The sequence below is a fragment of the Candidatus Omnitrophota bacterium genome (genome assembly GCA_018830005.1).
In the GTDB taxonomy this organism is placed as follows: Bacteria; Omnitrophota; Gorgyraeia; order JAHJTE01; family JAHJTE01; genus JAHJTE01.
In genome coordinates, this window is record JAHJTE010000001.1 from 252,758 (window position 1) to 269,737 (window position 16,980).

The window sequence follows — 16,980 nt, forward strand, 5'->3', positions numbered from 1 at the left end:
TATGATTAGAATAGCAGATATACTCGGAAATTCTTCGGAAGAAGATAAGCCAAGAAAAGAGAAACAAGAACAAGGAAAACAAAAAGACGCAACTCCACCTCCAAATGTTGAACTTATTAAAGGCAAATCCCAAACCCCGCCTTTTCCGTCTAAACCATACTCCCCTTTAAAACAGGAACAAGAAGAACCTTCCCTAATAGAGCTATCTAAGTCAATGCTGGATAAAGTGAAGTTAGAAGGCCTCGAGGAATCCAGAGGTCTATATAATAAATTAGCTACTTCTCTAAAGGGCGTATGTGACACTTTGGCTTCTGGAGGAGATATTGATTTAACTACAGCTAATGATAACTTGAGTGCACTTATTGATCAGCTTGCCCTAGGCAATGAAGAATTCAAGACTTTAACTAATTCGCCTTACGAAGGTGAATATTTGTATGCTCATATGGTTAACGTTAGTATACTTTCTATCTTAATAGGTGTGCAGGCAGGTTTTAACAAATCCCGATTATTAGAGTTATCTTCGGGTGCGCTTTTACATGATGTAGGTTTAATTAAATTCCGAGAGATAATTAATGCTCCGCGAAAATTGACAAAGGAAGAATACGAACAGATTAAACAACACACTATTCTTGGGGCCGAGATTTTGAAAGACTGCAAAGGCATCTCTAAAGGGATCCTCTCTATTATATCAGGCCACCATGAGCGCTTGGACGGGTCAGGTTATCCTAAGAGACTTAAGGCCCAGGATATCGAAGATAATGCTCAGATTGTAGCCCTTGTTAATGCCTATGAATCTTTAACCCATAAGCGGCCTTTTAGGGATAGGATTTTAAATAGCAAGGCTATGCGTCTAATGGTTGAGCAAAAGAAAACGTTCAGATCTGACTTTCTAAAATTATTTATTGAAGCGATTTCCATTTATCCTTTGAATTGCTGGGTAAGGTTAAGCTCGGATGAAATAGCTAAAGTTGTTGGTATCAATAGGGCCTTCCTCTTAAAACCCAAGGTAGAAATTTTCTTTGATAAGAAGAATAAGAGGCTGGATTCGACAAAGATTATTGATTTGAGTAAACAGCCTAACATCTATGTTAAAGAAGAGATCCCGCAAGAGGCTGTTGAATTTAAGTTAGAGGATTAGTTATGTATAAAATATTTACAGTTTCAATCCTTATTTTGGGAGTGAGTTTATTTATTGGTTGTGCCGGATTCAACGATCAGTTAAGGCAATCTAGCCTTGGGGACTTGCCTGATATTGATATATCAGAAGAGATATCGAATAATTTTGAATACACTATAGGAGATTTCGATGTTTTACAAATTAAAGTCTGGCAAGGCATAACCAAGCCCAAGAGAAAAACGAATAAGCAGGCTTTGGGCGATAGCGAATATCTGATAGCTAAAGGTGATACGCTTAATATCTATGTATGGCAGTGGGCAGAACTTTACCGGGATGTTATCGTACGTCCTGATGGCAGGATTTCTTTTCCTTTGGTTGGGGATATAATTGTTGAAGGTATAACCTTAACCGAGCTTGACGAGATAATTACTGAGCTGCTTAAAGAATATATTAGATATCCTGAGGTTTCTATTATGATTATTGGTTTTGGTCAGAGCAGTTTTGGCACAAAGAATATATTCGAAGATATTCCGGGAGAGGTAATCGTGCGGCCTGATGGCAGGATTTCTTTTCCTTTTGTAGGCGAGGTTATGGCCAGAGGCATGACCTTACGTGAATTGGACGATAGACTTACACAAGAGTTAAGTACTTTTATAGATTCTCCTGAAGTCTATGTTAATTTGTCGGGGATTGGAGGCAAGAGAGTCATTGTCTTAGGCGAAGTAACTAATCCTGGCGTATTTAAACCAAAGGACAATGCAAGACTTCTTGATGTTATTGCTATGGCAGAAGGATATACCGATGATGCTGCTTTAAATAGCGTTATCTTAATCAGGGGCGGGTTAGATAAACCTCAAGCAAAGAGGATCAATTTAGTTAATATTATCAAGAAGGGTAATTTAAAAGATAATATCTATATCCAGGCAGAGGATATTATTTATATACCAAAGACCTTTATTTCTGATCTTAATTATGCCCTTGAGCAACTCATAGGTCCATTGGTGAGTTCGGGATCAGCAGTTACTAGTATTAAGACAATTAGAGGACGAACAACGCCTGATGTGAATTAAGTTAAAAGTTTATGCCTACATACGAATTAAATTTTAGAGATTATTTACGCATTTTACATAAAAGATACTGGATAATCTTAGTCTCTGTTATTGTTTCCACTCTAGTAGTAATAATAAAATCCGGTAAGCAAATACCTTTTTACCGTGCAGAGGCTACGGTGCGTATCGAAGAACGCAAGACCCTTGTAGGTACAATACTTGATAGGCCATTTTATTATGGCAGTCGTACAGATTATTTATCTTCTGAGATGAGGGTTATTAAGAGCCGGACAGTTGCCGAAGAGGTAGCTAGACGCCTGGGAAAGATTAAGGAAGATATGAGCAAGGAGCAAGTTGATGCAGTTGTATCAAGAATACAAGGCGGAATTTCAGTAGAACAAGTTTCCGAAGGGGATATGGAGACTGACCTGGCTAAGATTGTAGTAATAACAGCTGATGCAAAATTATCAGCGCAGATTGCCAATAAAACCGCTGAAGTTTATCAAGAGGAAAATCTCAAGCAAAAAAACAAAGAGATACGCCAAAGCAAGGAATTTGTGGAAAAGCAACTTGCTACAATCGAGGAAAAGTTAAGGGCGTCTGAAGATGCACTTGCGAGGTTTAAACAAGAGGAACCGGCAAGCGAGATGGGGATGGATTTATCTCAAAGATTGACTACTTTGCAAGTGGAACTTACTGATCTTTTGACCAGAGCTACTGAGAAACACCCAAACGTATTAAGATATAAAGAGGAGATTGAACGTATTCAGCAGCAGATGAAGAATTTGCCAGAAGGTGAAATTGAATTTTTACGTTTAAGGCGCGACGTAGAAGTTAATGATCAAATCTATAGAATGCTTCGGGACAGAGTTGAAGAAGCGAGGATTACAGAGGCAGGAAAGGTTTCAGATGTTACTGTAGTCAGCCTTGCAGGAGGAATGGGTTATGAGGTCGGGCCTGATAAAAAAAGGAACATATTAGTTGGTTTTATGTTGGGTGCCGTAATCGGACTTGTTTTAATGTTTACTATGGAAAATCTCGATACCTCCATTTCTACTATTGAAGATGTAGAATCCTACATAAAGTTACGTGTATTAGGGGTTATACCTTCTTTGAAAACAGAAAGAGACAGAAAACAGGAGGACAAAAATCGAGGCAAATTAAATGAGAGATCTTCTAATGTTTTTACAATATGTGATAATACTTCCTCTCCTTTTACTGAGGCATTTAGAATACTAAGGACGAATTTAAAAGTAGAAGAAAGTAAAAAACGGACAATCTTGGTTACTTCCACTGGACCACGCGAGGGAAAAACTACTGTTTTGATAGGGCTAGGCTTAGTTCTGTCACAGGTAGGTTTAAGGACGCTATTAATAGATACTGATTTAAGAAGGCCTGCTGTTTCGAAAGTCTTTGGCATAGAACGAGAACCAGGGATAAATGAGCTATTGGTTGGTACATCCAAAGGCATAGATAGTGTTGCCAAAAATTTTACGGACCTTCTGATTGGGGGATTGGGTTTTGATTATATTAGACATCAGCCAGGCCTGGAGAACCTTAATATTCTTACCAGCGGCTCTTTGACTAGCAATTCCTCTGAGCTTATAAGTTCGCCTAAGATGGAACGGTTAATTGGAGAATTCAAGGAAAGATACGATGTTGTTATTTTTGATTCTCCGCCAGCTTTATCAGTGACAGATGCTTCTATTCTTTCCCGATACGTGGATGGAGTGGTTGTTGTTTATGAGATGGGCAGAACTAGCCGTGATGCATTACTGCGTACTAAAATTCAACTTGAATCTGTAGGAGCAAAAATTTTGGGCGTTGTCTTAAATCATACCCGACCGCAAACAGAATTTCAGACTAGTTATTACCCTTATTATCAGTCTTACAAGTATAAATATTATTATACAGACAAGGAAAAACAAGAAAAGACCAAAGAAGGATGATTTTATAGCTTACTAATAGAACAGATTGAAGGTATAAGAGTTTCGCTAATTAAAAAGAAGAGGGGATATAACCCTCTTTATTTTTAGGTTGTTCAAATGATGCCGAAGGGTCTTGGTCAGGTCAATGTCACCGTATTAATTATCCTCGCCGTAGTCATCTTTTTATTCTTCTCCCTCTTTAATTCCTTTTTAGGTTTTAGTCCAGAGAATATGCTTCTATGGGTTTTAGTAATAGCCGTGTTACTCGTAACCCTTGTCAATATCAATATCAGTTTGATAATCTTGATATTTTCTATGCTTCTTTCTCCAGAATTTGTTTTAGGCGAGCTAGGCGTAGCACGTCGTATCGTTATTCGTGTTGATGATATATTGTTATTGGTAGTTTGTTTTACTTGGTTAGTAAAGATGGCGATGAACAAACAACTAGGTCTATTAAAATTTACACCACTTCAAGTGCCTTTGTTGCTTTTTATTGGAGCTTGCGTTATTTCGACTTCTTTGGCCTTATTAGCAGATGAAATTTCACTACAGGAGAGTTATTTTTATATCTTGAAATATTTTGAGTATTTTTTGTTATATTTTATGGTCGTGAATAATATAAATAGCTTTAAACAGATTAAGATATTTACTGCTTTTCTTTTTCTTGTCTGCATTATAGTTAGCTTTTATACTTATCCCCAAATTGCCGCACTGGAGAAGACCACAGCGCCATTTGAAGGACCAGGAGGTGGTGAACCAAATACCTTAGGCGGCTATCAAATATTATTGTTGGCTATTAGCGCAGGTGTACTTTTATATACTAAATCGCCATTCTGGAGATTTTCTAGCATTGGGCTTATTGTATCTACATTCCCTTCATTTTTATATACCCAGTCAAGAGGAAGTTATTTGGGATTTATATTTATGTATGCAGCCTTCATATTATTAAGTAGAAAGACCAGGATATTGTTTATTGTGCTATTAGTAATCGCTATACTTATTTTTCCTTTCGTTATTCCGCGAGTAGTTACAGATCGCATAGCTTACACATTTAAGTCTGGAGAAAAGTTCGATGTTTTTGGCGAAACTGTAATCTTAGAGGATGCAGCAGCAGCACGCGTTAAGAATTTAAGATTAGTTTTCCGAGAATGGAAGAAGCGCCCGGTTTTTGGTTACGGGGTTACCGGAGTAAGATTAGTAGATACTCAATATGCCCGTGTATTAGGGGAGACGGGAATTGTTGGCTCTTGGATATTTGTCTGGATGCTAGTAGCTATTTTTAAGATTTGTTTTAGAGCCTTTAAGGCCACTGATGATAATTGGTCGAAAGGCCTAATAATAGGTTTTCAGGCTGGATTTATCGGGTTATTATTTCACTCCTTCTCTGCCGAGACTTTTATTATTGTGCGGATTATGGAGCCGTTTTGGTTTTTTTTAGCGATGATTAATTTCATATCAAATAAAGCTAACGCAGAAGCTAATGCTGAAAAATCAGCATAAGTCAAGAGCCCAAGAGGATATGGGCAGTAATCTGGTAAGATTTCTAAAGAATATACTTAAAACCCTGTTTTATTATTTAGGAATTTTTAAGATTTTTGCTTTTATTTCTAAAAGCCAGAAGAGGATGCCCATTCTTCTTTATCATCGCGTTATACAGGATAGCTCTAGGAAAACGCACACTTGCGCATTCGCCTTAAGGGGATTAGCGATTTCAAAGGAGGGGTTTCGAAGACAGATTGAGTATCTAGTTAGAAATTACAAAGTTATCAGTTTAGGAGAGTACATAAAAAAGAGGCAACTCAGGCAATCTCTTCGTGGTTGCGCTGTTATTACTTTCGATGACGGATTCAGGGATTTTAGAGAAACAGCATTAGGAGTGCTTAGAAAAAATAATTGTCCGGCAACAGTTTTTATTATTGGGAATAGCCAAAGGCAAGTTTACTGGCGGCATAAACTTTATGCGATTCTTGATCATTCAGAGAAAAAGCAGTGTAAATTTATGCTGGATTCCCGTACCCCTGTTTCTATATCCTTAATAAATGAAAATGATAAATATGCGACCTTACTTTTATTAATAGATATTTTAGAAAAATTATCAGACGAGAAGAGAGAGAATATTATTACTAGATTAAGAGAGGAATTGGCTGTTTCTAAAGGTGTCAATATTGACGATCTTTATCTTAGTCCGGGAGACTTAAAGAACTTGCTTAAGGCGAATCTGGAAATAGGCGCACATTCCCTGTCACATCGCGACTTAACAACGTTGGATAAGCAGAGTTTCAAGAGAGAAATAGATGATTCTTTAGAATATGTAAAAGAGATCACTGGGAAAAATGATGTATCTTTTTCTGTGCCCTTTGGTGTGATTAATGAGGAAATTGTTGAATATCTAAAGTTAAACAACGTCAAGGCTAACGTGACTGGCAAGGAAGGATTAAATAGGCACGATGAAGACATTTTTCTTTTAAAGAGATTATTTATTGCAGAAGATAATCTGGCGCAATTTGTGTATAAAATCTCTGGGACGCAGATGTTTTTAAGAGACGTTTGGAAAAATTCATGAGGCATTAATTCCGACAAAAATAAAGATGAATAAGCCATTCAATTTAAGAACTCATATGCTTAGCGGACTCAGGTGGGTTGGTCTTTCTCGATTATTTCGTTGCGGATTACAGATTGTCTTTATTGCTATTTTAGCCCGTCTGTTGTCTCCGGAAGATTTTGGTATTATGGCTATAGTGATGACGTTTATGGCCGCCTCTTTAATATTTGGAGATTTGGGTTTAAGTTCAGCTATTGTGCAGAAGAGGCAGATTAGAGAAATAACACTTTCCACATCATTATGGTTATGTATTTTAGCTGGTTTTATATTATTTATAATAATGCTTAATTGTGCGCAATTGATATCGAGATTTTTCCGTAAAGAAATTATTGCTCCGCTTATTATGACTATATCCATAAAATTTATAATAGATTCTTTTGGCATCGTGCATGAGACATTGCTGCGAAAAGACCTGCTTTTTAAAAGGATAGCCTTTGTTGAAATCTCTGAAACTGTATTTTATGGCGCTTCTTCAGTAATCTTTGCCTTAAATGGCTTTGGTGTTTGGAGTTTAGTTTTTGGATATCTCCTAGGCAGTCTAATCAGGACTATTTGTTTATGGGGGGCCTGCTCCTGGCGGCCGGCCTTAAGATTTAACTTAAGTAGCTTTGGGGAAATTTTTTATTTTGCCAGAAATGTGCTCGGCTTTAAGATAGTTAACTATTTAACTACCAACCTAGATCGTCTCATAATCGGCAGAATACTGGGAAGCGTTGCTTTAGGCTATTATTCCATGGCTTATAATATTTCTAATCTTCCCAGAGAAAAACTCTCTTCAATAGTAAACAGAGTTGGTTTTCCTGCCTTTTCTAAGATACAGAATGATAAGATCCAGCTAAGGAATGCCTATTTAAAAATCATAACTTATGCAGCAATAATAGTTTTTCCTTTGCTTTCTGGCTTAATTATTCTCTGCCCTGAATTTGTGAGGGTTGTATTTACGCAGAAATGGAGCGCAATGGTTGTCCCGCTTCAATATTTATGCTTAGGGGCAATGTTTTTTTCTATAACCTCTTTTGTGGGGATAGTGTTTCTTGCTACAGGGCATGCGGAATTTGAATTACGTCTTTCTATTATTTCTTTGTTTTCAATTGTAATCGCTCTAATTTTTGGTGTTAGATTTGGTGTTGTCGGCATAGCCAGAGGAATTTGTATATATGCAGTAGTTATAAATATTATTGGGCAGCTATTTATCAGGCAGCTGATTAAAATGGGTTTGAGGAGTTATTTAAAAGCATTGTATCCGGCGATAATTCCTTCGGCGATTATGTGTTTGGTCCTTAAATTGTTTTTAATATGGCAGAATTTGAATTTAGGATTAGGGGATATCTTGTTGCTTGTTAGTTCTGTGGCCTTAGGGCTGTTTATTTATCTTTTGAGCCTTTTTGTTGTAAGCCCTTCCTTAGCTAAAGAGATCAGAGAAATGTTCATTATCAAAAACCATGAGAGCCTCACTTAAAATTCTCTATCACAAAATTGTTTCTAAAGTTAAGTCATTGGATAAGGCTACGTCCTATAAACTTGGAGATATCCTGAGGAACTTGACGGACGTCAATACGAGAAGGTACTGGGATCGCATATTTTCAAAAACAGATGAGTTCTTGCGCGATTTTCCTTATGAACCTTTAAAGGATATCTTGCCTAAAGACAGGTCATTTTCTCTTCTGGATATAGGTTGCGCCATGGGGGATGGCTTAAATATTTTAAAAACATATTTTCCTAAGGCGCATTTTGAGGGGGCAGATATAAGTGCAGTTGGTATAGAAAAGGCCAAGGTTAAAACTAAAGATATTAATTATTTTGTTTTAGATTTAAAGACTCAGGAGCCACCCAGGAAATATGACTTTATCACATTAATCCACACTTTGGAACACTTCAATGATCCCTTCGCTATTGTAGATAAATGTTTAAAGTTTACTAATGAAGCGCTGATTGTGCGCACACCTTATATAGAGCAGTTTGATAATCCCCGGCTTTATTTAAGCGGTGAGCATCGGCATCTTTTTAATAAACATACATTCGAAAAGTATAATTGCGAAGTCTTACATATTAGTGACCATATCGAGGCGGGCGGGTACAAATATATTTTGTATAGAATAGAACCATAATTTCTTTAATTAATGGTGCTTAATATATTACTTAGATTAAGGGATAAGATTTCAAAGATTTTGATGTTTTCTGAAATTTACTGGCTTCCTCGCTACTATTCATTACTTAAAATAGCTAAATTTAAGAAAGGTGGATTGATATTAGATGCTGGTTGCGCACAGGGATTAATTGCGATAGCGCTGGCCAAAAAGGGATTAAGGGTTATTGGCATTGATAAGTCAATTGAGGAAATTGCTCAAGCAAGAAAGCTTGTCTTTGATAAGGGTCTTAACAGCAAAATTCATTTTGTTGTTTGCGATCTATGTAACTTGCCTTTTAGCGGGAATCATTTTGATCATGTCATATCTCTAGATACCTTGGAATATATTGAAGATGATTTAACGGCTTTAAGAGAATGCGCCAGAGTGCTGAAGGCGCAAGGGAAATTAAGACTCGCCTTACCGCTAGGTTATGCCTGTAGCGCTAATCTTTTTTCCGTTCAACGAATATTGAGGAGATTGATACCTCATTCTTTCTTTAGCAGAGATTTGCCGCAAGGCAAAGCCTGGTTAGAGGCCGACGATGATTATATGATGAGAAAGCTCGGTGATGTGCGTAAGTATTCCTTGCAAGAAATAAAGAAAAAAACAGAGCCTCTTTTTAGGCTTTTGCGTAGTGTTTATTTCTTGAAGATATTTAGCTCTTTAGCTACGGATATAACTTATGGGATAAGAGGTCTAAGTAGATTTAAGTTCATTTTCTTTTTTCCTGCGGTACGAATTGATTATTATGCCCAGAATAAGCAGCCCGGCTATGGTTTATTTTTAGAGTTAGTCAAGAAGGGATAGTATAACTTAAAGAAATGAAAATATTAAGCATTTCTAATCTGGATATCTGGCCAGCAGGAGAGAATAAGGGCATACCTTCAATATTTTTTTCACAAAAAGGATTTGTCCAAAGAGGCCATGAGGTATTTTTTTTATCTCCAGCTAAGATGGGAAAAAGAGGTCAGGAGCTTTATCAGGGAATTAAAATTTTCAGATTTAAATTTCCCTTTTTGCGTTTATTCAGTTCTATTTCTTCTTTACGCTTAGATAGGTTTTGCTCTCATATAAAAAGCACCTTTCTTTCAAATTTAGAATTGTTATTTTTTCAGCTTCTTTCTTTATTTTGGGCGATTAAGATTGGCTGCAAGTTAAGGCCAGATCTTATTTATGTCCATAGCCTCACCCCTAGTTTTGTGGGGTGGTTAGCAAGTAAGTTACTAAGAACTAGGCTTGTGTTTAGAATATACGGAACCATAGACCTTTATTGGAAATTTAGGCGTCCCTTAGCCAGGATAAAAGAATTTAGGAGCTATCTTGTTTTTAAGTTAAGGCCAGATTATTTTGTAATTACTAGAGACGGCACTCAAGGTGCACGCTTAGCTAAGAAGTTAGGGGTAAGAGAGGAGAAAATAATAGATTACCGCAATGGTGTAGATTTTTCTATGTATGCCCCAAACCTATATACCAAAGAAAAACTCTGCCAAGAATTAGGGATAGGGACGGATTCTAAGATTATACTTTCTCTTTCAAAGTTAATTCCTTTCTACGCAGTGGAGCGACTTATATTCTCTCTTGTAGAGCTTTTCAAAGTCGATCCCCATATCGTTTGTATCGTAGCCAGGGATGGTCCAGAAATGGCCAAATTAAAGGAGTTTGTTAGCAATAATAATATTGAGAATAGAGTTATTTTTGTTGGCTACGTTGATCGGGAATTTGTTAAGAAATTGCTCAATGTCTGTGATGTTTTTGTCTCTGTATCAGAATACAGCAATACCAATAATGCCTTATTTGAGGCGATGGTCTGTGCCAGATGTATTGTAACCTTAAAGGATGAAACTATAGAGGAGACCCTTACTCATAAGAAGAATGCAATTCTAGTTCCTTTAGAAGAATTAAATAGCTTATCTAATATATTAGGAAAAGTTTTATCTGACGACTCAATGCGAGAGAGGCTAGGTAGGCAAGCCCAGAGCAGGGCTAGAGAAATTCTAGAGAGCTGGCCCGAGAGAATTGATAGGGAGGCGCAGTTACTCGAAGCTTTAATAAAATCATAGCAAGATTAAATAAGCAATAAAGGAGGCTAAAAACAGGGATTGGGGGACACATTTTATCTTAGCAGCAGGATTACTAGAGAGTTGTGGCTATAATAAGTCAGCCACAAGCTACTCTGTTTTGTCGGTTATTGATAGAATTCCGGCGTACTTTCATCGCGTCTATGCCCATATCTTAGTGGATTAGCCAAAGATATTAGATGCAGCCATAGAGATATTTACAGGAATAAAGACCGGCGTAAATGAGGACTCTTATGAATACAAGAGGATCAAGGAAGATGAGTCTATGTTAAGAGGTTATCTAAAAGATGCCAGAAAAATAATTATAGAGAACGAAAATTTAATAAGAGGAACAAATCCAGATCTGCGTCAGCGTCTTAGAGAGGCTGGCTATAGGATAGCCCTGGTACCAGAAACCTGGGCATATCATCCTGCGCCAGGTAACTTCCTTGAGTTGATAAGTGTTTTTTTAAGAAAGGCATATGTTCAGCTTGGGTTTTCAAGAATTATCCAGAGTTGGTTTATGAGGCGCCTATCCATGAGCAGTCTCAATTTGTGGGTGAGGTGAGTCTGCGATATAGACTACAGCGACATCTTAAGATCATGTTTAAATCTTTTTTTTCTTTAAAATTAATACTTTTAGCCGTTGAATTAAGTTATAGCACAGGTTATGTCATTGGTTTATTGAGACCTCGGAGGCTGCAATAGATAAACTTAATATGAAAGCAATTATTATTGCCGCAGGCATGGGGAGTCGTTTGAGTCCATTAACACGTAGTCTGCCTAAATGTATGTTGCAGTTTAAGGGTAAGTCACTTCTAGAGCGCCAGCTTGAAGTCTTTAAAGCAGTTAATATAAAGAACATCATCTTGATTAAGGGGTATAGAAAAGAAAAAATAGATTATCCTAAAATTAAATATTATATCAACGATGACTATGAGAATAATAATATATTGAATTCTTTATTCTATGCAGAGCAAGAGATAGTAGGGGATGTTATTGTTTCCTATTCAGATATTCTCTTTAAAAGAAGCGTATTAGAAAAACTGCTTACCTCAAAAAATGACATTTCAATCGTAGTGGATAGAGACTGGAAAGAGAGTTATAAAGGGCGTAAATATCACCCTCAGGAAGAGGCGGAAAAGGTCATACTGGATGCTAATAATAATGTTTTGGAGATAGGGAAGGTCCTATCAAAAAATCATGCTGTTTCTGGAGAATTTATTGGTTTGATGAAACTTAGCTCAAGCGGCTCAGGAATATTCAGAGAACATTTTAAAAGAGTGAAAAAGATTTATTGGGGAAAGCCTTTTCAGAAAGCCGCTATCTTTCAAAAGGCCTATTTAACCGACATGATTCAAGAGATGTTGGATTGCGGTGCAAAGATTAACTCTGTAGTCATTGAGGGTGGTTGGAGAGAAATCGATACGATTGAAGATTACGAGAAGGCCTTAAAGGAATTGGGGCAATGTAGTGAATCCCATGATTAAAAATTTTTCTAACGACAATGATGTAAAGAAGAAGCTTAAATATTGGCGCAGAAGAGTTTTTATTTCTCTTTGGATAACCTATGCCTCATTTTATTTATGTCGAGTGAATATCTCTATTGCAATCCCTGGGATGTTAGAAGAGTATGCTCTGACAAAGACAGCTATGGGCGTAATACTCAGTGCTCTATTTTCTGCCTATGCTCTGGGACAATTTATAAATGGACAGTTAGGAGATAAATTTGGAGCCAGAAAATTAATCGCTTTGGGAGCAGTTGTTTCTTCGATATTGAATTTGATCTTTCCTGTCCTTCCGGGAATTGTATCAGTTTTAGCAATAGTTTGGGGCTTAAATGGATATTTTCAATCCATGGGATGGGCACCCAGTACCAAGACGATAGCTAATTGGTTTCCAAGAAGTAGCCGGGGTAAGATTACCGGTATCTTCGGCTCTTGCTATCAAGTTGGTAATGCTTTTAGCTGGGCCTTAGCTGGATTTGTGGTAGGGTTGTTCGGGTGGCGATTTGCCTTTTGGATTCCCGCGGTTATTCTTATGTTTATTGCAATACAATGGTTTATTAACGGTCGCAATGCTCCCGAAGAATTGGGTTTGCCTACAGTTGAGGATTGCCGAAATGGGACCTTTGATGTCAGAGAGAAAGCAAAAGATGAACATTTAGGGTTTAAGTTTACAATGCGTACTGTGTTGAGTAATCCTCAGATTTGGATGACCGGATTTGCTTTATTCGGTTTAAATATTGTAAGATATGGTTTTATGAGTTGGGCTCCTACTTATATGTTTGAGATGGAGAATGTATCTGTGTCAGTCGCAGCTTACAAGGCGATAGCTATACCACTTGTTGGTTCCTTGGGTGCTTTTTTTGCTGGGTGGATTTCGGATAAATTCTTTCAATCTCGTAGAGCCCCGATAGTAGTCTTTATGCTCATAGGTCTTATGTTTTTTACTATAATCTATCCTCATCTAAAGCATTTGCATTGGATCTTTAGTCTAATTTGTCTTATGGCTATAGGATTTACGATATATGGTCCGCATGTAATGATCTGTGCTACAATCCCTATGGATTATGCTTCTCGTAAGGCAACTGCCTCGGCAGCGGGGTTTATCGATGGCTTAGGATATATTGGCGCCGCATTGACCGGAGTTATTTCAGGATTTTTAGTTGATAATTATGGATGGAATGCAGCGTTTTATTTTTGGGTGACAGCAGTCTTTTTAGCTGTAATTTTGATGTCTTTGCAGTGGAGATACATTCCTAAAAGTGGTAAATATGAATAAGAACTAGAGGTGGATATGTTTGAGAATTTAGGTGAGATAAAAAAGACACAGAAATCTATGGAATGGTGGACAGAGCTTGTTATATATAAGTTCTCAACCCCCTTAGTCTCGTTGCTTAAGGATACTTCCATAACTGCAAATCAACTCACTTTAATTTCGCTAAGTGTTGTGATAATCGCATCTTTCATAATAGCCTTGGGTAATTATGCAGGTTTAATAATAGCAGCAATCTTATTACAGATTAGTTTTATACTAGATAATGCGGATGGACAGCTGGCTCGATATAGGAAGCAGGCCTCTGCATTTGGTCACTGGCTAGATTCTACATGCGATAGACTCTGTGAACTTTTCATACTTATGGCTCTGACTTATAGATTTTCTTTTGCCAACGACAAGGCATTATTTTTCGGTTTTTTTAGCCTTTTTCTTATTTATTATTATAACGGATTAGAGTTAAGAAATCCTGCTTATGTTGATCCTAAAGAGAAAAACAAGATAGAGGCTAAAGAAGGTGCTTTTTTTAGTCAGCTTAGAGTAGTTAAGAATAGACTTAAATGGATACCCTTTAATACGGGAGAGCAATATTTTTTATTCTCGTTATTTTTGGTTTTGAATCGAATAGATCTCTTCTTTTACTTCTTTATATGTTACGGCAGCCTATTTATAATTTTTCTTAGCGCTTATAAATATTATCAATATAGATTGTTGATGAGAGAAGGCCGTTGATAGAAAAGGTTGTTAGCTTAAAGTAATCTTAAGTCTTTTTAGGCCAGATAAATTAATATGCTAATAATTCCTGCACTTTCCATAATTATTCCTTCCCGAAACAGTTCTCGTAAAGAAATGAGCGATAAATTACTTTCTGATATCTCGAGGCAAAAAATAGATACCACAATAGAAATTCACCAGATTAAAGGGATTAGTACTGCCGGAAAAGCAAGGAATATAGGAGCGCAAAGGGCCAAAGGAGAGATCCTTATTTTCATTGATGATGATATTAGTATAGGAGACGATAAGGCGCTAACTAAACTAATAGAGCCTCTCATTGAGGATAAATCCATAGGCGCTACCTTTTCTGCTTTGCTTATTCCGTCAGATTCGTCGAGTTTCCAAAGGTCTTATGCAGATCAGATACCACGCTGTGAAATTCCGCCCGTAGATAAGACCACAGATGCCGGGGCAATGTCTACTCATTTTTGCGCAATAAGAAAAGATGTATTCTTTGGGGTAGGGCGATTTAATGAGAATTTAAAACGCGGCGAGGATCCGGAATTTTCCTTCCGCGCCAAAGGAAGAGAGCTTCGTTTGGTTCAGGTGGCAAACTTGATTTGTTTTCATGCTGTACCTAATAATTTAAGAGAAGTTGCGAGGCTGCACTTTAGAAACGGCGTCGCTTGTGCCTTTACCGATAAGTACTATCCGCATCTAAATATTGATGTAGATCCGCAAAGCATACTAAATCCCGTAGGAAGGCAGATTCGGCTCTTTAGGGTGGGCAGATTCGTTTGTACTTTTTTTAGGTCAATTTTTAAAGGGCAATTTTTGCTCCTCCTTGCCAAGATAAGTTATATTGCAGGTTATTTTTTAGGCTGGATAAAGAAATGAAAGTTATCTTAATTCGTCCGCCATTTCCAGAACAAAATATGGCCATTCCCGCTGAGCCCTTAGGTTTAGCTTATCTAGCTGCATATCTTAAGAAGAATTTGCAAGATATAGATCTAGCTATAATTGATGCGAATACTCTTAATTTGTCAATTGAAGAAATTTTAGCTCAAATAAGAGATGTTGATGCTGTGGGTATCTCTTACTTAACTGTGCAGGCGGACTTTGCTTATAGTTTATCTAAGAAAATTCGAGATAAGTTTCCTAAAGTTGCTATTATCCACGGTGGAGTGCATCCGACCTGTGTCTGGCAAGAGACTATGGATTTTTGCGATTATTGCGTATTAGGGGAAGGGGAGGTTACGTTAAGTGAACTCTTGCGTTGTTTAAGAGATAAAACTGATGCCAGAGAGGTTGAGGGAATCTGTTTTAAAAAAAATGGAAAAATTGTTAATACGCCAAGGCGTGAATTTATTTCCGATATAAATACAATACCTCATCCGGCATGGGATTTGCTGGATATAGATAGATATAAGAATCACTCCATTCACGTAATGGCTGGCCAGGCGGTTGGTATTATGGCCTCTCGCGGCTGTCCGTTTAACTGTTCTTTTTGCGCATCTGCTCTTTTGTGGAAAAATAGAGTACGTTTTAGAGATCCACAGGATATAATCTTTGAAATAGAGCAAATTGTCAATAATTACAGGATAGATAAATTTCATTTCTACGATGATAATTTTCTCTTAAAAAAAGATTTTGTTTTCTCTCTGTGCGAAGAAATTCTAAAAAAAAAGTTACAAATTTTTTGGGTTTGCTTAGGGAGAATTTCTTCGATAGAGAGTTACCCGGATTTGTTGGACATAATGTATAAGGCCGGCTGCCGGGGGATAGAGTTAGGTATTGAGAGCTATGATGATGAGGTTCTAGAAAAAATCAGAAAAAAAGAGTCAACTGAACATATACCGCGAGTTTTTAATCTGCTTAAAGAAAAAAATATAAGCCCCCTGATGCTTCTAATGACATTTAATCCGGGTGAGACCATAACCGGATGGTATTATCAAGCGCTTAAACTTCGCCAAATTAATCCAGGGGCCGCAACATTTCTGGGACAATTTGCAACACCATATCCGGGTACAGAATTTGATAACACTTGCGCCAGAGATGGCTTAAAGCTCGTTACCGAATGGAAGGATTATTCTACAAGCCAGATAAACTTTTTGCCTTTTTCGCTTTTGAAAGACTCACCTAAGAAAACAACTGAGCGACTACAGCCTAAATTTTTGCTCAGAATAATCTACACTAGTTTAAATCATAATTTTTATTGGAAGAAGGCGAGTCTTTTTAAAAGACTAGAAGGTGCAGTTGTTTGGGCTAACTTTGTAATTTTTTTCTATCAAAAGTGCGGGCAAGGACCCTCTATTGAACAAATCGCCGGCCTGATGGGAGAGGAATTTAATCTGGATTTGAGATTAAGCCTAAAGGCAACGAGCTTTCTGACTGTGCTCATGGCTCAGTTAGGCTTGATCCGCTCTGGAGGTTCAGAGAGGCAAGTCTCGCCATACGAAGAGGTCTTTAGTAAATTCAGAGTGTTTAAATATTTCTTTAATCTGATTGCTATTATTCTATATTCGTTATCTGTAATTTCGCATAATGCCGTTAGAAGGGAAACCTTAGAGAGCAGAGATTTAATAATTTCACTTTTTGGAAAATAA

Annotated in this window: 15 protein-coding genes; all 15 read left to right on the top strand. The window is 37.3% G+C overall.

What is annotated here, in order from left to right; genetic code table 11:
- Nucleotide 1 precedes the first annotated feature (1 nt).
- The 15 genes from KJ593_01390 to KJ593_01460 all read left to right on the top strand — a co-directional run bounded on the left by KJ593_01390 (nucleotide 2) and on the right by KJ593_01460 (nucleotide 16,980).
- Nucleotides 2–1,138: an HD domain-containing protein gene (locus KJ593_01390; protein MBU2540533.1), complete on the top strand. Its 1,137-nt coding sequence runs from the start codon at nucleotides 2–4 to the stop codon at nucleotides 1,136–1,138.
- 2 nt (nucleotides 1,139–1,140) lie between these two features.
- A complete protein-coding gene (locus KJ593_01395; protein MBU2540534.1) occupies nucleotides 1,141–2,187 on the top strand; it encodes a polysaccharide biosynthesis/export family protein in 1,047 nt (348 codons plus the stop codon).
- Nucleotides 2,188–2,198: 11 nt separating this feature from the next.
- Nucleotides 2,199–4,115, top strand: coding sequence for a polysaccharide biosynthesis tyrosine autokinase (locus KJ593_01400; protein ID MBU2540535.1), 1,917 nt, complete (start codon nucleotides 2,199–2,201; stop codon nucleotides 4,113–4,115).
- A gap of 96 nt (nucleotides 4,116–4,211) precedes the next feature.
- Nucleotides 4,212–5,594 (top strand): O-antigen ligase family protein, encoded by a 1,383-nt coding sequence (locus KJ593_01405; GenBank protein MBU2540536.1) that lies wholly within the window; start codon nucleotides 4,212–4,214, stop codon nucleotides 5,592–5,594.
- Nucleotides 5,575–6,657, top strand: a complete 1,083-nt coding sequence (locus tag KJ593_01410) for a polysaccharide deacetylase family protein (GenBank protein MBU2540537.1) — start codon at nucleotides 5,575–5,577, stop codon at nucleotides 6,655–6,657. The genes KJ593_01405 and KJ593_01410 overlap by 20 nt, the downstream gene beginning before the upstream one ends.
- 25 nt (nucleotides 6,658–6,682) lie before the next feature.
- Complete coding sequence (locus KJ593_01415; GenBank protein ID MBU2540538.1) at nucleotides 6,683–8,155, top strand: MOP flippase family protein; 1,473 nt, start codon at nucleotides 6,683–6,685, stop codon at nucleotides 8,153–8,155.
- The gene (locus tag KJ593_01420) at nucleotides 8,139–8,804 is read left to right on the top strand and encodes a class I SAM-dependent methyltransferase (protein ID MBU2540539.1); all 666 of its coding nucleotides are present in this window, start codon (nucleotides 8,139–8,141) and stop codon (nucleotides 8,802–8,804) included. Before KJ593_01415 ends, KJ593_01420 begins: the two co-directional genes overlap by 17 nt.
- Before the next feature lie 12 nt (nucleotides 8,805–8,816).
- Nucleotides 8,817–9,632, top strand: coding sequence for a class I SAM-dependent methyltransferase (locus KJ593_01425; protein MBU2540540.1), 816 nt, complete (start codon nucleotides 8,817–8,819; stop codon nucleotides 9,630–9,632).
- A gap of 14 nt (nucleotides 9,633–9,646) precedes the next feature.
- A complete protein-coding gene (locus KJ593_01430) occupies nucleotides 9,647–10,885 on the top strand; it encodes a glycosyltransferase family 4 protein (GenBank protein ID MBU2540541.1) in 1,239 nt (412 codons plus the stop codon).
- Between the two features lie 283 nt (nucleotides 10,886–11,168).
- Nucleotides 11,169–11,450 (top strand): hypothetical protein, encoded by a 282-nt coding sequence (locus tag KJ593_01435; GenBank protein ID MBU2540542.1) that lies wholly within the window; start codon nucleotides 11,169–11,171, stop codon nucleotides 11,448–11,450.
- A gap of 151 nt (nucleotides 11,451–11,601) precedes the next feature.
- Nucleotides 11,602–12,372, top strand: a complete 771-nt coding sequence (locus KJ593_01440) for a phosphocholine cytidylyltransferase family protein (protein MBU2540543.1) — start codon at nucleotides 11,602–11,604, stop codon at nucleotides 12,370–12,372.
- Nucleotides 12,365–13,666, top strand: a complete 1,302-nt coding sequence (locus tag KJ593_01445) for an MFS transporter (GenBank protein MBU2540544.1) — start codon at nucleotides 12,365–12,367, stop codon at nucleotides 13,664–13,666. The genes KJ593_01440 and KJ593_01445 overlap by 8 nt, the downstream gene beginning before the upstream one ends.
- A 15-nt stretch (nucleotides 13,667–13,681) precedes the next feature.
- Complete coding sequence (locus KJ593_01450) at nucleotides 13,682–14,392, top strand: CDP-alcohol phosphatidyltransferase family protein (protein ID MBU2540545.1); 711 nt, start codon at nucleotides 13,682–13,684, stop codon at nucleotides 14,390–14,392.
- A gap of 57 nt (nucleotides 14,393–14,449) precedes the next feature.
- Nucleotides 14,450–15,271 carry a glycosyltransferase gene (locus KJ593_01455; protein MBU2540546.1) on the top strand — a complete coding sequence of 274 codons (822 nt, stop codon included), beginning with the start codon at nucleotides 14,450–14,452 and terminating at the stop codon, nucleotides 15,269–15,271.
- Entirely contained in the window at nucleotides 15,268–16,980 is a 1,713-nt protein-coding gene (locus KJ593_01460) for a B12-binding domain-containing radical SAM protein (GenBank protein ID MBU2540547.1), read from the top strand. Before KJ593_01455 ends, KJ593_01460 begins: the two co-directional genes overlap by 4 nt.

Bases quoted from the DNA above. Each gene is read 5' to 3' on its own strand.
- KJ593_01440 (MBU2540543.1), top strand. From the start codon at position 11,602: ATGAAAGCAATTATTATTGCCGCAGGCATGGGGAGTCGTTTGAGTCCA.
- KJ593_01395 (MBU2540534.1), top strand. From the start codon at position 1,141: ATGTATAAAATATTTACAGTTTCAATCCTTATTTTGGGAGTGAGTTTA.
- KJ593_01435 (MBU2540542.1), top strand. From the start codon at position 11,169: ATGTTAAGAGGTTATCTAAAAGATGCCAGAAAAATAATTATAGAGAAC.
- KJ593_01460 (MBU2540547.1), top strand. From the start codon at position 15,268: ATGAAAGTTATCTTAATTCGTCCGCCATTTCCAGAACAAAATATGGCC.
- KJ593_01430 (MBU2540541.1), top strand. From the start codon at position 9,647: ATGAAAATATTAAGCATTTCTAATCTGGATATCTGGCCAGCAGGAGAG.
- KJ593_01415 (MBU2540538.1), top strand. From the start codon at position 6,683: ATGAATAAGCCATTCAATTTAAGAACTCATATGCTTAGCGGACTCAGG.
- KJ593_01455 (MBU2540546.1), top strand. From the start codon at position 14,450: ATGCTAATAATTCCTGCACTTTCCATAATTATTCCTTCCCGAAACAGT.
- KJ593_01450 (MBU2540545.1), top strand. From the start codon at position 13,682: ATGTTTGAGAATTTAGGTGAGATAAAAAAGACACAGAAATCTATGGAA.
- KJ593_01420 (MBU2540539.1), top strand. From the start codon at position 8,139: ATGAGAGCCTCACTTAAAATTCTCTATCACAAAATTGTTTCTAAAGTT.
- KJ593_01390 (MBU2540533.1), top strand. From the start codon at position 2: ATGATTAGAATAGCAGATATACTCGGAAATTCTTCGGAAGAAGATAAG.
- KJ593_01400 (MBU2540535.1), top strand. From the start codon at position 2,199: ATGCCTACATACGAATTAAATTTTAGAGATTATTTACGCATTTTACAT.
- KJ593_01425 (MBU2540540.1), top strand. From the start codon at position 8,817: ATGGTGCTTAATATATTACTTAGATTAAGGGATAAGATTTCAAAGATT.
- KJ593_01445 (MBU2540544.1), top strand. From the start codon at position 12,365: ATGATTAAAAATTTTTCTAACGACAATGATGTAAAGAAGAAGCTTAAA.
- KJ593_01410 (MBU2540537.1), top strand. From the start codon at position 5,575: ATGCTGAAAAATCAGCATAAGTCAAGAGCCCAAGAGGATATGGGCAGT.
- KJ593_01405 (MBU2540536.1), top strand. From the start codon at position 4,212: ATGATGCCGAAGGGTCTTGGTCAGGTCAATGTCACCGTATTAATTATC.